Origin of the sequence: Nonomuraea maritima, from assembly GCF_900100395.1 — a bacterium.
Classification (GTDB): Bacteria; Actinomycetota; Actinomycetes; order Streptosporangiales; family Streptosporangiaceae; genus Nonomuraea; species Nonomuraea maritima.
Genome location: NZ_FNFB01000006.1, coordinates 41436 through 55740, shown reverse-complemented (window position 1 = coordinate 55740; position 14305 = coordinate 41436). Strand labels below are relative to the sequence as shown.

Here is a 14305-nt window from a genome sequence, read left to right as displayed (position 1 = left end):
TCAGACGGTCTCGTACGCCGGCTCAGGCTCCGGCGGCGCGACCGGCTTGCGGCCGCGCAGGCCGGTCGCCGAGATGGCGAGCCCGACCAGGGCGAGCACGAGCGAGACCACGATGGCCGCGCGCAGCGACCCGATGGACGGCGTCCCCTCGCCGCCGGAGGTCAGCACCGCGGTCACGACCGCGAGGACGATCGCGCCGCCCACCTGACCCGAGGTGTTGAGCAGCCCGGAGGCCAGCCCCTGCTCGTCGTCGTCCACGCCGGTGGTGGCCTGGATGTTCAGTGACGGGAACGACAGCGCGAACGCGATGCCCAGCAGGACCATACCCGGGAGCACCATGCCGCCCAGGCTGGGGTTCCGGTCGATGCCGAGGAAGATCGCGTACCCGCCGGCCAGGGCGGCGGCGCCGATGACGATGAGCTTGCCGGTGCCGAACCGGTCGGCGAAGTCGCCCATCTTGGTCGAGGTGACCGCGACGAGCAGGCCGGCGGGCAGGAACGCCATGGCGGTGCCGAGGGCCGACCAGCCCAGCATGTTCTGGAAGTACTGCATGGCCACGAACTGGAAGGCCACGTACGAGCCCATGAGGATGACCAGCCCGAGGTTGGCCCGCACGATGTGGCCGGAGCGCAGGATGCCGAGGCGCACCAGCGGGTGCCTCACCCTCAGTTCGGTCAGCACGAACACGCCGAGCAGGGCGGCGACGGCGACCAGCGAGCCGATCGTCCGAACGGAGGCCCAGCCGGCCTCGGGCGCCTGCACGACGGTGTAGACCAGCAGCAGCATGGACGCGGTGATGGTCACGGCGCCGACGAGGTCGTGGCCGCCCTCGGCCCGCTCCTCGCGGCCGCGCGGCAGCACCTTCAGCGCGGCGACCAGCGCGACGATCGCGACGGGCACCGGCATGAGCAGCGTCCACCGCCAGCCGATCTCCGTCAGCAGGCCGGACAGCACGAGGCCGAGCGAGTAGCCGCTGGCGCCGCAGGCGGTGAAGATGCTGAGCGCCTTGTTGCGCTCCGGCCCCTCGGGGAAGGTCGTCGTGATGATCGACAGGGCCGCGGGGGCGGTGAAGGCGGCGGCCACGCCCTTGACGAAGCGGGCGGCGATCAGCCAGCCGCCGTCGTCGACCACACCACCGAACAGCGACGCCACGGCGAAGACCGCGAGGGCGATGAGGAACACCTTGCGCCGCCCGAGCAGGTCGGCGGTCCTGCCCCCGAGCAGCAGCAGGCCGCCGTACCCGAGCACGTAACCGCTGACCACCCACTGCAGGGAGGAGGTGTCGAGGCTCAGGTCGTGCTGGATCGCCGGGAGGGCGACGCCGACCATCGAGACGTCGAGGGCGTCGAGGAACACCACGGCGCAGAGCACGGCGAGCGCGCTCCAGCGAGAGCGTGAGGAGGTTGGGGACATGGCATGAAAGATACATGCACGTTCATCTAATGCAAATGCATTTAATGCATTTGCATACATCGATCGATAGTGGTAACCTCCGCCCATGGACGAGCAGATCGTCGTGGACACCTGGCAGTACGTCCTGTCCGCACACAGCAAGGCCATGTGTGCGCTGGAACGCGAGCTGGGCGAGCGGCACGGCCTCGGGGCCAGCGAGTTCGAGGTGCTCGACCGGATCGTCCACCACGACCGGCAGCTGCGCATCCAGGAGCTCTGCGACGAGGTCCACCTGAGCCAGAGCGCGCTCTCCCGCGTGGTGGCCCGCCTGGAGAAGGCCGACCTCGTCAAGCGCGGGGCGTGCGAGGACGACCGCCGGGGCGTCTTCGTCTGCATCACCGACGCGGGACGCGCCCGCCACGCGGAGGCACTCCCCACGCAGCGAGCCGTCCTCTGCGAGATCTTCGGCGACGCCCCGGCCCTGACCCGCTGACGGGTCAGGCGGTGATGCGGTCGATGACCAGCGGCAGCTGGGGCCGCGAGGCCGGGCCCACCGCGTAGGCGCCGTCCAGGGCCTCGATGGCGCGGGCGAAGCGGGCCGTCTCGTCGGCGTGCAGGGTCAGCAGCGGCTGACCCGCGCGTACGAGGTCGCCCGGCTTGGCGTGCAGCATCACGCCGGCTCCCGGCGACACCGGGTCCTCCTTGCGCGCCCGTCCGGCGCCGAGCCGCCAGGCGGCCAGCCCCACCGCGTACGCGTCCAGCCGGGTCAGCACGCCAGACTCCGGCGCCTCCACGGTCATGGTCTCGGCGGCGCGGGGCAGCAGCGCGTCGGGGTCGCCGCCCTGGGCCGCGATCATGCGTCGCCAGGCGTCCATGGCGGAGCCGTCCTGCAGTGCCTTGGCCGGGTCCTTGCCCGACACCCCGGCGGCCTCCAGCATCTCGCGCGCCAGCCGTACGGTGAGTTCCACGACGTCGGCGGGGCCGCCGCCGGCCAGCACCTCGACCGACTCCTCGACCTCCAGCGCGTTGCCGACGGCCCGCCCGAGCGGCCGGTCCATGGCGGTGAGCAGCGCGACCGTGCGCACCCCCGCGTCGGTGCCGAGCGCGACCATGGTCTCGGCCAGCTCGCGGGCGGTCTCGGTCGTCTTCATGAACGCGCCGGAGCCCACCTTCACGTCGAGGACGAGCGCCCCGGTGCCCTCGGCGATCTTCTTCGACATGATCGACGACGCGATGAGCGGGATCGACTCGACCGTGCCGGTGACGTCGCGCAGGGCGTACAGCTTCTTGTCGGCGGGAGCGAGGCCGGAGCCGGCCGCGCACACGACGGCGCCCGCCGTGCGCAGGACGTCGAGCATCTCGTCGTTGGACAGCGAGGCCCGCCAGCCCGGGATCGACTCCAGCTTGTCGAGGGTGCCGCCGGTGTGCCCGAGGCCGCGCCCCGACAGCTGCGGCACGAATGCGCCGCACGCCGCCACCAGCGGCGCAAGCGGCAGCGTGATCTTGTCGCCGACGCCTCCGGTCGAGTGCTTGTCGGCCGTGGGCCGGTCGAGCGCCGACCAGTCCATCCGCTCACCGGAACGGATCATGGCCTGCGTCCAGGCGGCGATCTCGCGCCGGTTCATGCCGTTCAGCAGGATCGCCATGGCGAGCGCCGACATCTGCTCGTCGGCGACCTCGCCGCGCGTGTACGCGTCGATCACCCAGTCGATCTGGGCGTCGGTCAGCTCGTGGTGGTCACGCTTGGCCCGGATGACCTCGATCGCGTCCACTCAGGCGCTCCGGCTCAGGTCCTGGGGGCCGAACGCGTACGGCAGGATCTCGGCCATCCGCTTGGGGCCGTCCTCGGTCTCGACCAGCAGGTCCTCGCCGCCGAACTCGTACAGCAGCTGGCGGCAGCGCCCGCACGGCATGAGCAGCTCGCCGTGGCCGTCACAGCAGGTGAACGCCACCAGCCGCCCGCCGCCCGTGGCCTGCAGCGCGGACACCAGGCCGCACTCGGCGCACAGGCCGAGGCCGTAGGAGGCGTTCTCGACGTTGCAGCCGGTGACCACGCGGCCGTCGTCCACGAGCGCGGCCGCCCCCACGGGGAACTTCGAGTACGGCGCGTACGCGTTCCGCATGGCCTCCTCGGCGGCGGCCCTGAGCGCGTCCCAGTCGATGTTCAATGCTGTTCCCCTCTGCGGTAGATCACGCCGTCGGCCTTGGGCATCCGCAGGCGTTGCGATGCCACCAGCAGCACGAGCAGCGTGAGCACGTGTGGCGTGATGAAGACGAGTTCACTCGGCAGCCGGTCGACCGTGAGCCACAGCCAGAACAAGCCGACCATGCCCAGGGCGGCGAACGCCATCACCGTGTACTGCCTGGCGTTTCTCGCGTCCAGATCGGACGACATGAGCTTGCGGGCCTGCATGACCAGGTAGGCCAGCAGCAGCACCGCGCCGACGAGCAGGAGCGAGGTGACCGCCCCCGAGTTCGAGCTGCGCAGTCTCAGGGCGTCGGCGTAGCCGAACAGGCCGGCACCGACGGCGAGCCCGCCGGGCCGCCAGTTACCGAAGATCATGGCGGCGAGGCCGATGAAGCCACGGCCCGCCGTCTGGCCCTCGACGTACTTGGTGGAGAAGAAGACCAGGAAGACGCCGCCGAGCCCGGCGAAGGCGCCGGAGATCATGACCGCGATGTACTTGACCCGGTAGACGTTCACGCCGAGCGACTCGGCGGCCCACGGGTTCTCGCCGACCGAGCGCAGCCGCAGGCCGAAGGCGGTGTGCCAGAGCACGTAGACGGTGATCGGCAGCAGCAGGACGGCGGGCAGGACCAGCACGTTCACGTTGTGGGTGAGTCCGCGCAGGATGCCGGCCACGTCCGACAGCAGGAACCAGTGGGTGCTCTCCAGCTTGCCCAGTAGGTCGGGGCCGTCGGAGAGGATCGGCAGGCTGGGCTCCCACGGGCGGCCGCTGATCGGCGGTGAGGTGGTGATGGCACCGCCCGCCTGCGAGGCCGCGGAGCCCTCCCGGTAGAGCACCTCCGACAGGAAGCGGGTCACGCCGGGGCCGAGCAGGTTGATGGCGACGCCGCTGATGATGTGGTCGACGCCGAAAGTCACGGTGGCGATGGCGTGCAGCAGCCCGCCGAGCGCGCCGCCGAGCATGCCGGCGACGAGCGCCGCCACGGGGCCCCACTGGTACCCGGCCCAGCCGGCGAACCAGGTGCCGAGCACCATCATGCCTTCGAGACCGATGTTGACCACGCCGGCCCGCTCGGCCCACAGGCCGCCGAGACCGGCCAGCGCGATCGGCACCGCCAGCACGAGCGCGGCGGAGAAGGTGCCGGAGGAGGTGATGTCGTCCTGGCCCGTCACGACGCGGACGAGCGACATCAGCAGCAGCAGCGCGGCGACCCCGATGAGCGCCAGATGGTATTTGCCGACCCTGGTCATGCTGTCACCTTCAGTTGCCTGGCGGCCCGCCGCTCCTCAAGCCTGAGGGCGAACCGGTTGGTCACCTCGTTGGCCACCACGACCAGCAGGACGATCGCGCCCTGGATGATCTCGATGACGGAGGGCGGGATGTTCGCGAACTGCAGCGCGCCCTGCGCCCGGTCGAGGAAGGCGAAGAGCAGCGCGGCGACCGCGATGCCGGCGGGCTTGTTACGGCCGAGCAGCGCCACCGCGATGCCGAGGAACCCCAGCCCTGAGGTGAACGTGGTGCCGAACGAGCCCGTGGAGCCGAGGATCTCGGGCAGTCCGATGAGGCCGGCGATCGCGCCGGAGAAGACCATCGCCGCGATCACCATGCGCTTGGCGTCGATGCCTGCCGCCTGGGCCGCGGAGTCGTTGAGCCCGCTGGCCTTGATGGCGAAGCCGAACTTCGTGCGCTCCAGCACCGCCCAGATCACCACGCCGAGCACGATCGCCATGACGAGGAAGCCCCACAGACCGCCCTCGCGCGTCGGGGCCGGCAGGCCGAACCACCCGAACACGAAGTTGAGGTCGGGGAACATGCCCGACGGGGGCAGCGGCTGCGTGCTGACGGTCAGCTGACCCTCGGCGCGCTCACCGGTGAAGGGGCCGCGCACGAGGTAGGCGGAGACGTTGATGGCGATGTAGTTGAGCATGATCGTGGAGATGACCTCGTTCACGCCCCTGGTCACCTTCATCACCGCGGGGATGAGCGCGTACAGGCCGCCGACCACCATCGCCACGATGATGATCACCGCGATCTGGATCGGCGCCGGCGCCACGAAGGTGGAGCCCACGTACGCCGCGCAGATGGCCGCGATGCGGTACTGGCCCTCGACGCCGATGTTGAAGAGGTTCATGCGGAAGCCGATCGCCACCGCGAGACCCGCGATGAACAGCGGCACCGCCCGGTTGAACAGCGTGGCGATGCCGTTGGCCTGGGCGCGGTCGGTGGCGCCGAAGTCGAAGAACGCCGCCAGCGCGTGCAGCGGGTCGCCGCCCGCCGCGACGATCGCGACGCTGCAGACGGCGATGGCCACGACGATGGCCACGACGGCGCCCGCGAGGGTGAGCAGCGCCCGGTTGAGCCCGGAGGGCATCACGCCTCCTCAGGTCCGGCGATGGCGCCGGTCATGTAGCCGCCCAGCCGCTCGGGCGTGACGTCGGACGGGTCGAGGGCGGCCACGAGCCGGCCCCGGTAGATCACGTGGATGGTGTCGGACAGGCCGATCAGCTCGTCCAGGTCGGCGGAGATGAGCAGCACGGCGAGGCCCGCGGCGCGCGCGTTGCGCAGGTGGTCCCAGATGGCGGCCTGGGCGCCCACGTCGACGCCGCGCGTCGGGTGAGCGGCGATGAGGAACGACGGCTCGCCGCTCATCTCACGTCCGACGATCAGCTTCTGCTGGTTGCCGCCGGACAGCGCCAGCGCGAGGGTGTCGACGCCGGGGGTGCGGACGTCGTAGTCGCGGATGATGCGCTCGGTGTCGGCCTTGGCGGCCTTGCGGTCGACCCACAGGCCCCTGCTCTTGTCGGCCTTGCCGGGAACGAGCTTCCTGGTCTGGTGGCCGAGGACGCGGTTCTCCCACAGGGGCGCCTCCAGGAGCAGCCCCTGGCGGTGGCGGTCCTCGGGGATGTAACCGATGCCCGACTCGCGGCGCTGCAGCGTGGACCACGCGCTGATGTCGCGTCCGTTCAGCGTGACGGCGCCGTGCGTGGGGCGGATGCCCATGATCGCTTCGATGAGCTCGCTCTGGCCGTTGCCCTCGACGCCGGCGATGCCGAGGATCTCGCCCTTGCGGATCTCGAACGACACGTCGTCGAGGAGCAGGCGGACGCCGTCCGCGCGCAGCTTGTCGACGTACTGGCTGACGGAGGTGCCCTTCGGCACGCGGCGGTGGCCGTCGGCCTCCATCGTCAGCCCGGCGACCGTCAGCGCGACGGTGTCGGTCACCGTGGACTCGCGGGTCTCGGGGGTGGGCAGCTCGCTGCCGACCATCAGCTCGGCGAGCTGACGCGCGGTGACCTCGCGGGGGTCGACGCTGGCGACCGTGGTGCCGCGCCGGATGACGGTGATCGCGTCGGCGATGCCGAGCACCTCGTCGAGCTTGTGGGAGATGAAGATGACCGTGAGGCCCTCGTCCTTGAGCTCGCGCAGGTTCTGGAAGAGCTCCTCGACCTCCTGCGGCACGAGGACGGCGGTCGGCTCGTCGAGGATGAGGATGCGGGCGCCGCGGTAGAGCACCTTGAGGATCTCGACGCGCTGGCGTTCGCCGACGCCGAGGTTCTCCACCAGCTTGTCGGGGTCGACCCGCAGGCCGTGGGTCTCGGCCAGCCCGGTGATGCGCTCACGCGCGCCGGCCCGGTCGAGCTTGCCGAACCGCTTCGGCTCGGCGCCGAGGACGATGTTCTCCAGCACGGTGAAGTTGTCGGCGAGCATGAAGTGCTGGTGCACCATGCCGATCCCGGCCTCGATGGCGTCGCTCGGCGTACGGAACGAGACCGGCGTGCCGTTGACCTTGATGGTCCCCTCGTCCGGCCGCTGCATGCCGTACAGGATCTTCATCAGGGTGGATTTGCCCGCGCCGTTCTCTCCCACGATGGCGTGCACCGTGCCGGGCTGGACGGTGATGCGGATGTCGTGGTTCGCGACGACGCCGGGGAAACGTTTGGTGATGCCCTCCAGCTCTACGGCGGGCTGCGCCGTGGCCAGGGTGTCAGCACTCATGTCGCCTCTCCTGTAGGGGCTGTACAGAACGAGGGCCCGAAGTACGGGGACTCCGGGCCCTCGGTCGTCACAGCGTCATCAGCTCTCCGGCGTGGTGGGAACAGTGATCGTCCCGTCGACGATGCCCTGCTTGGCCTTGTCGAGCTGGTCCTTGATGTCGTCGATCTCGCCGCCCGTGGTGGCGAGGCCGACGCCGTCGACCTTCAGGTCGTACGTGTCGTTCTGGCCGCCCTTGGCGCCGCCCTGGAAGGCCTTGATGAACTCGAAGACGCCGACGTCGACCCGCTTGAGCATGGACGTCATGATGACGTTCTGCAGGTTGGTCTCGGTGATCGTCTGGCGCTGGTCGGAGTCGACGCCGATGGCCTTCTTGCCGGCCGCCGCGGCGGCCTGGAAGACGCCGAGACCCGAGTCGCCGGCCGCGTGGTAGACGATGTCGGCGCCGTCCTGGTACATCTTCTCGGCCGCGATCTTGCCCTTGTCGGGAGCGCTGAAGCCGGAGAAGTCACCGTCGGGGGTGAGGTACGAGACGTCGATCTTGGCGTCGGGCTTGACCGACTTCACACCCGCGTCGAAGCCCGCCTCGAACTTCTTGATCAGGGCGTTCTCGACACCGCCGACGAAGCCGACGTGGCCGCTCTTCGACTTGGCCGCCGCCGCGACGCCCGCGAGGTAGGACCCCTGCTCCTCGGCGAAGAGCAGGCCGGTCACGTTCGGGCCGCTGGAGGCGGAGTCGATGACGGCGAACTGGATGTCGGGGTACTCGGCCGCGGTCGCCTTGATGTCGGCGTCGTAGGCGAAGCCCACACCGATGATCGGGTTGTAGCCGGCGTCGGCCAGCTGGCGCAGCAGGTCGCCACGGTTGGATCCGTCGGCCGCGGGGCTCAGCTCCTTGATGTCGGCGCCGAGCTCGGCCTTGGCCTTCTCGAGGCCGGCGTACGCGGCGTCGTTGAACGACTTGTCGCCACGACCGCCGACGTCGAACGCGAGGCCGACCTTGAGCGGAGCGCTGCTGCTGCTCGCGCCGCCGGCCGCGGGCTCCTCACTGGCCGTGGTGCCACCGCCGCTGCTGCTGCCACCACACGCGGCGGCGGCCATGAGCAGAACGCCGGCCACCGCACCGAACGCAACCTTGTTGAATCCCTTGCCGAGCAAGGCGACCCCTTTCCCTTCACGCCGTCTTGCGCCGCCGTCAGGAACTCATCGCGGGCGCGAAAGAGAACGTGCGGCATCTGCACGGAAGATAGTTGCATGACCAGGGGATACCAAATCCATACACAGGGTCGCAACCGCTCCGTTACCGACATCACTCGAGTCCGTGACCTGAAGCCAGATTCAGACAGATCGGGCGCGGCATCCAAAATGGTACCCAGCATTTGGACAACTTTGCCCCCTTGCCCTCAAGGCCGATCATGTGGGGAGATTTCTCCGACAGATCAACTTCACATCGGAGACCGTATGCGTCCCTGGAAGGCACTCTCCGTGCCGCTGGTCGCGTTACTTGCCGCGACCATGACCGGCACCACCCCAGCCTCAGCAGACACCCCCACCCTCAAGATCGAGAACAACGCCACCCAGCCCGTCTTCTCGCGGGCCGACGCCATCTTCCAGACGGTGTACGTCGAGGTCGCCGGGACCGACAGCGACCACGACGGCAAGCCCGACCGGGTGGCCGTGGACATCCTTCGCCCCAAGGAGACCGAGCAGGGCCTCAAGGTCCCGGTCATCATGGAGTCCAGCCCCTACTACGCCGGCGGCAACGACGTCGCGAACCACCCCGTGGACGTCGACGAGAACGGCAACCCGATCGCGACCCTACGCAAGCAGGTCACGCAGCCCGACCCGGTGCCGTTCGACGGCTACTACGACAACTACTTCGTGCCCCGCGGCTACGCCGTCGCCCTGGTGGAGAACATCGGCAGCGGCCGCGCCACCGGCTGCCCGACCAGCGGCGACGTCAACGAGACCGCCGGCCCCAAGGCCGCGATCGACTGGCTGAACGGCCGCGCCAAGGGCTTCGACGCCGAGGGCAACCCGGTCGACGCGAGCTGGTCCACCGGCAAGGTCGGCATGATCGGCGTCTCGTACAACGGCACGCTGCCCAACGCGGTCGCCGCGACCGGCGTCAAGGGCCTGGAGACGATCGTCCCGATCGCCGCGATCTCCAGCTGGTACGACTACTACCGCGCCAACGGCGGCGTCGTGGCGCCCGGCGGCTACCAGGGCGAGGACCTCGACGTGCTCGCCAAGTACGTCCTGACCAGGGAGAACGGCCAGGAGGTCTGCGGCGCCCAGCTCGACCAGCTCACCGTCGACCAGGACCGGATCACGGGTGACTACAGCGACCTCTGGGACGCCCGCAACTACCTGAACGACGTCGACAAGGTCAAGGCCAGCGTGTTCGTGGTGCACGGCCTCAACGACTGGAACGTCAAGACCAAGCAGTTCGCCCAGTGGTGGTACGCCCTGTCGGAGCGCCAGGTGCCGCGCAAGATCTGGCTGCACCAGGGCACCCACATGAGCCCCTTCAACCTGCGCACCGCCGAGTGGCTGCGCCAGCTGCACGGCTGGTTCGACTACTGGCTGCAGGGCATCGACTCGGGCATTATGCGCGAGCCGCAGGCCGACGTGGAGACCCAGGTCGGCACGTGGACCCAGGAGACGTCGTGGCCGCCGAAGGGCACCAAGCCCGCCACGCTGCACCCGGGCTCCGGCGCGAAGCTCGACACCCGCAAGGACCCGCACGCCCGCGACGAGACCTTCGTCGACCAGAACACGAGGACGGCCGAGCAGCTCGTCGAGGCCACCGGGACCGACCCGAACCGGCTCGCGTACACGACGCAGACGCTCCGCGACGACGTGCGGATCTCGGGCACGCCGACCGTCTCGGTGCGGGCCTCCTTGAAGAACGGCTCGTCGCCGTACCTGACGGCCCTGCTGGTGGACTACGGCACCGACGTGCGCCCGACCGGCTCCCTGGTCTCGACGGGCGAGAGCTACTGCTACGGCGAGAGCATCCCCGGTGACAGCGGCTGCACGACGCTGCGGACCCTCGGCACGGCCAGCACCCCGTACAAGATCGTCACGAGGGGCTGGCTCGACGTCCGCAACCGGAACCGCGCCGACCGGACCGAGGCGCTGCGCCCGGGCAAGGACTACAAGTTCACCTGGGACTTCCAGCCGACCGACTACACCTTCAAGAAGGGCCACCGGCTGGGCCTGGTGATCCTGTCGACCGACTACGACTACACCCTGCGCTACCCCGCGGGCACCGAGATCACGGTTTCGCCGAAGCACTCCGAGCTGAAGCTGCCCGTCTCGAACGGCAAGCTCCACTAGCGAAAACGGCCCGCCGCGTGAGCTTCTCTTAGCGGCGGGCCGTTACGCGAAGTCGGACCAGGTCAGGCCATGGCGCTGGTGACCGAGTCGAGCGACCCGGCCCCCCACAGCGAGCTGAGCGCCGTGGTGGCCATGACCCGCACGCCCATCGCGATCGCCGTCTCGTCGACGTCGAAGGTGCCCTGGTGGATGTCGTACGTGAGGCCGCCCGGCGTGCGGGTGCCGAGCCGGGCGAACGCGCCGGGGATGGACTCGAGGTACCAGGCGAAGTCCTCGCCGCCGAGCGACTGCTGGGTGGGCACCACCGCGCCCGCGCCCAGCGCCCGCTCGGCCGCCTCGGCCAGCATCTCGACGCTGACCTCGTCGTTGACGACCGGCGGCACGCCGCGCTTGTAGTCCATCGTGGCCTCGACGCCGTAGGCGCCCGCCACCGACTCCAGCAGCGACTTGATCAGGTCGGGGGCCGCGTGCCATGCCTCCTCGTCGAGGCAGCGGATGGTGCCCTCGGCCACGCCGTCGTCGGGGATCGCGTTGGCCGCGGAGCCGGCCTCGACCTTGCCCCAGACGAGGCTGAGCGAGGAGCGGGGGTCGACGCGGCGCGACAGCGCGGCGGGCAGCTCGGTGAGAATCTTGGCCAGCGCGAAGACCAGGTCGGCGGTGAGGTGGGGACGCGCGGTGTGGCCACCGGGCCCCGAGACCCGGACGACGAGCTTGTCGCAGGCGGAGGTGATCGGGCCGGTGCGCAGCCCGAGCTGCCCGACGTCGACCCGCGGGTCGCAGTGGAGGCCGAAGATGCGCTCGACGCCGCTGATGCCGCCGTGGGCCATGACCTCGAGCGCCCCGCCGGGCAGCTCTTCTGCGGGCTGGAAGATCAGGCGGACCCTGCCGGGCAGCAGACCGGCGGCGGCCTGCTGGGCGAGGAAGAGCGAGGTGCCGAGCAGGACCGTGGTGTGCACGTCGTGACCGCAGGCGTGGCAGACACCGGGCACGGTCGAGCGGTGCGGCACGTCCTTCTCGTCCTGCAGCGGCAGGGCGTCGATGTCGGCGCGCAGCGCGATGGTCGGGCCGTCGCCGCTGCCCACGTCGCAGATCAGCCCCGTGCCGCGCGGCAGCACCGAGGGGTTGAGCCCGGCGGCGGTGAGCCGCTCGGCGATGCGCTGCGTCGTGCGGTATTCGGCGAATGCCAGCTCGGGGTGCATGTGGAGATCGCGGCGGAACGCCACGAGATCCTGCTCGTTGTCCGCAAGGAACGCGTCGAGTTCGCCCCGAAGCTCACGTCCCCGCATATGTCACCGTCCTGTCCGAATGCCACGCGCCCCGCTCTGTGCCAGGCCATCGCGGCTCATGCGCTGAAATAACGCTCCATCCCCGGCCGCTCGGCGAATCAAAAAACACACCCGCTGGTGTCGGTGCGCGAGATCGTCAGCATGGGCTCCGCGATACATGAGTCGCGAGTGCCGCCGCGGACCGGGAGCACAGCGGTCGGCCGTGAGCCCGATGGCGATGCTTCGACTTTATCGCTCTCGCGCGACTTCCCGGCGACAGATACACCAAAAGTTGTCCGACGGCATGTCCGTAACCGCAGGTGGTCACGTTCCGTACGGCTTTGGCTGACCCGGAAATAGTCACAAGGGATCAGTAGATCGTGACCCGATGCACTCACTCCCAAACGTGGTTCCCGATTCCGAATCCTGTCACCTTCTGTCATGGTCATCACACTTCGGGGACTGCTGCGTTTGAGAAGAATGCGTGTTTCACTCGCCATATGATCACTAATATCCCGTTCGGGGAGAAGAGTGCTGGGTTGAGCATCTTCGAGCCGAGTGAGGGGACCCTGGTGGTCGTGCCCTCGCTCTCACTTCCGCAGGACGAGCTCCGCCGGATCAAGGGAGCGAGGTCGTACGAGGAACGCCTGCTCTTCCTGCTGCTCACGCTCCGCAACCCCGGGGTGAAGGTCGTCTACCTGTCCTCCGCGCCGATCGATCCCGACATCGTCGCCTACTACCTGTCGTTCCTGCCCGACCCGGACGACGCCGCAGGACGCCTCACGCTGGTCAGCGTGAACGAGCCCTGGTCCCAGCCGCTGACCAGGACCGTGCTCGCCAACCCCGAGGCCGTCGAGCAGGTGCGCGCGGCGATCAGTGGCGAAGCGTGGCTGGTGCCGTTCGTGCTCAGCGAACTGGAGGAGAAGCTCGCCGCCTCCCTCGGCATCCCCCTGTACGGCCCCGCCACGTCCCTGGCCTACTACGGCTCCAAGAGCGGCGCCAGGGAGGTCGGCCACGAGGCCGGCGTGCCCATGCCGCGCGGGTTCGGCGACGTGCGCACGATGGCGGAGATCGTGGAGGCCATCGAGGCCCTGCCGGGCGAGCGCGTGATCGTCAAGCTCAACGACGGCTACTCCGGCCTCGGCAACGCCATCGTGCCCCGGGCCGACAGATCAAGGACCAGCTTCGCCGCGGACGGCGAGACCTGGGAGACGTTCGCCGCCAAGATCTCCGAACGGGGCGGCGTGGTCGAGGAGTTCATCGAGCACAGCCCGCTCTTCCACCCGAGCGCGCTGGCCCAGATCACCCCCGGCGGCCAGGCGCGGGTGCTCGCCACCCACGACCAGGTGCTGGGCGGCGCCAACGGCCACGTCTACCAGGGCTGCACGTTCCCCGCGGCCCCCGAGTACCGGGCGGAGGTCAGCGGGGCGGCCGGTCGGATCGCGCAGGCGCTGGCCGACCGCGGGGTGATCGGCCTGTTCGGGATGGACTTCTTCGCGCTGAAGGCCGACGCCGGGTACGCGGCCCTGCTGTGCGAGATCAACCTGCGCATCGGCGGGACGACGCACCCGTTCGGGGCCGCGCTGCTGACGACGGAGGCGACGTACGACGCGGCCAGCGGCCTTCTCATGTCCGGAAATCAGCCGAAGTTCTATACCGCGACCGATAACTGCGCTTCGGCCTGTCTGCGCGGCCGTACGCCCGGTGAGGTGATCCGGACGGTGGAACGGCTCGGCATCGGCTTCGACGCCGAGCGGCGTACCGGAAACGTCTTCCACCTCCTCGGAGCACTCCCCGAGCACGGCAAGCTGGGCTTCACCTCCATCGGCGACTCCCGCGAGGAGGCCGACGAGCTGCACGCCCTCACCCAGCGTCTGCTCCGCGGCTCCTGACCGCCGCACCCGCCGACGGGGCGCGCAGCCCGCGCCAGCCGATCACCCCGAGGACGACGCCGATGACGACGTTCACCACGATCAGAATGCCGTGCACCACATAGAAAGCGGTCGGGTGACCGTCGGCCAGGTTAAACCCCAGATTCACCCACTCGAAGATCATGAACACGCCGAGGACGATCAGGAATCCGGCCAGCTTTCGTGACATGCGTGTGTCTCCAGTATCAAACGC

12 protein-coding genes are annotated in these 14305 nt (G+C 69.6%); 3 read left to right on the top strand and 9 right to left on the bottom strand.

What is annotated here, in order from left to right; all coding sequences use genetic code 11:
• Positions 1–1413 carry an MFS transporter gene (locus tag BLR04_RS12765; RefSeq protein WP_090763218.1) on the bottom strand — a complete coding sequence of 471 codons (1413 nt, stop codon included), beginning with the start codon at positions 1411–1413 and terminating at the stop codon, positions 1–3.
• 85 nt (positions 1414–1498) lie between these two features.
• Here BLR04_RS12765 and BLR04_RS12760 point away from each other — a divergent pair, with 85 nt between their 5' ends.
• Positions 1499–1885, top strand: coding sequence for a MarR family winged helix-turn-helix transcriptional regulator (locus BLR04_RS12760; protein ID WP_090763215.1), 387 nt, complete (start codon positions 1499–1501; stop codon positions 1883–1885).
• A 4-nt stretch (positions 1886–1889) separates the two neighbouring features.
• Here BLR04_RS12760 and BLR04_RS12755 read toward each other — a convergent pair whose 3' ends face one another.
• The 6 genes from BLR04_RS12755 to BLR04_RS12730 form a co-directional block, all read right to left on the bottom strand.
• On the bottom strand, positions 1890–3164 hold the full coding sequence (locus BLR04_RS12755; protein WP_090763212.1) for a thymidine phosphorylase: 1275 nt from the start codon (positions 3162–3164) through the stop codon (positions 1890–1892).
• Positions 3165–3560: a cytidine deaminase gene (locus BLR04_RS12750; RefSeq protein WP_090763209.1), complete on the bottom strand. Its 396-nt coding sequence runs from the start codon at positions 3558–3560 to the stop codon at positions 3165–3167.
• Complete coding sequence (locus tag BLR04_RS12745) at positions 3557–4831, bottom strand: ABC transporter permease (RefSeq protein ID WP_090763206.1); 1275 nt, start codon at positions 4829–4831, stop codon at positions 3557–3559. Before BLR04_RS12745 ends, BLR04_RS12750 begins: the two co-directional genes overlap by 4 nt.
• On the bottom strand, positions 4828–5952 hold the full coding sequence (locus BLR04_RS12740) for an ABC transporter permease (RefSeq protein WP_090763205.1): 1125 nt from the start codon (positions 5950–5952) through the stop codon (positions 4828–4830). The genes BLR04_RS12745 and BLR04_RS12740 overlap by 4 nt, the downstream gene beginning before the upstream one ends.
• Positions 5952–7577, bottom strand: coding sequence for an ABC transporter ATP-binding protein (locus tag BLR04_RS12735; protein WP_090763202.1), 1626 nt, complete (start codon positions 7575–7577; stop codon positions 5952–5954). Before BLR04_RS12735 ends, BLR04_RS12740 begins: the two co-directional genes overlap by 1 nt.
• 78 nt (positions 7578–7655) lie before the next feature.
• The gene (locus BLR04_RS12730) at positions 7656–8732 is read right to left on the bottom strand and encodes a BMP family lipoprotein (protein WP_090763199.1); all 1077 of its coding nucleotides are present in this window, start codon (positions 8730–8732) and stop codon (positions 7656–7658) included.
• Between the two features lie 303 nt (positions 8733–9035).
• Between BLR04_RS12730 and BLR04_RS12725 the strand changes: the two genes are divergently transcribed.
• A complete protein-coding gene (locus BLR04_RS12725; protein WP_090763195.1) occupies positions 9036–10916 on the top strand; it encodes a Xaa-Pro dipeptidyl-peptidase in 1881 nt (626 codons plus the stop codon).
• Positions 10917–10978: 62 nt separating this feature from the next.
• On the opposite strand, the gene BLR04_RS12720 is transcribed toward BLR04_RS12725, so the two are convergent.
• A complete protein-coding gene (locus BLR04_RS12720; RefSeq protein ID WP_090763192.1) occupies positions 10979–12202 on the bottom strand; it encodes a M20 family metallopeptidase in 1224 nt (407 codons plus the stop codon).
• Between the two features lie 518 nt (positions 12203–12720).
• Here BLR04_RS12720 and BLR04_RS12715 point away from each other — a divergent pair.
• On the top strand, positions 12721–14073 hold the full coding sequence (locus BLR04_RS12715) for a peptide ligase PGM1-related protein (RefSeq protein WP_090763189.1): 1353 nt from the start codon (positions 12721–12723) through the stop codon (positions 14071–14073).
• Here BLR04_RS12715 and BLR04_RS12710 read toward each other — a convergent pair.
• Positions 14045–14281, bottom strand: a complete 237-nt coding sequence (locus tag BLR04_RS12710) for an SCO4848 family membrane protein (protein ID WP_176903057.1) — start codon at positions 14279–14281, stop codon at positions 14045–14047. The genes BLR04_RS12715 and BLR04_RS12710 overlap by 29 nt on opposite strands.
• Positions 14282–14305 lie beyond the last annotated feature (24 nt).

Coding starts and splice junctions, on each gene's coding strand:
- BLR04_RS12765 (WP_090763218.1), bottom strand. CDS start 1,413: ATGTCCCCAACCTCCTCACGCTCTCGCTGGAGCGCGCTCGCCGTGCTC.
- BLR04_RS12760 (WP_090763215.1), top strand. CDS start 1,499: ATGGACGAGCAGATCGTCGTGGACACCTGGCAGTACGTCCTGTCCGCA.
- BLR04_RS12745 (WP_090763206.1), bottom strand. CDS start 4,831: ATGACCAGGGTCGGCAAATACCATCTGGCGCTCATCGGGGTCGCCGCG.
- BLR04_RS12740 (WP_090763205.1), bottom strand. CDS start 5,952: ATGCCCTCCGGGCTCAACCGGGCGCTGCTCACCCTCGCGGGCGCCGTC.
- BLR04_RS12735 (WP_090763202.1), bottom strand. CDS start 7,577: ATGAGTGCTGACACCCTGGCCACGGCGCAGCCCGCCGTAGAGCTGGAG.
- BLR04_RS12725 (WP_090763195.1), top strand. CDS start 9,036: ATGCGTCCCTGGAAGGCACTCTCCGTGCCGCTGGTCGCGTTACTTGCC.
- BLR04_RS12720 (WP_090763192.1), bottom strand. CDS start 12,202: ATGCGGGGACGTGAGCTTCGGGGCGAACTCGACGCGTTCCTTGCGGAC.
- BLR04_RS12710 (WP_176903057.1), bottom strand. CDS start 14,281: ATGTCACGAAAGCTGGCCGGATTCCTGATCGTCCTCGGCGTGTTCATG.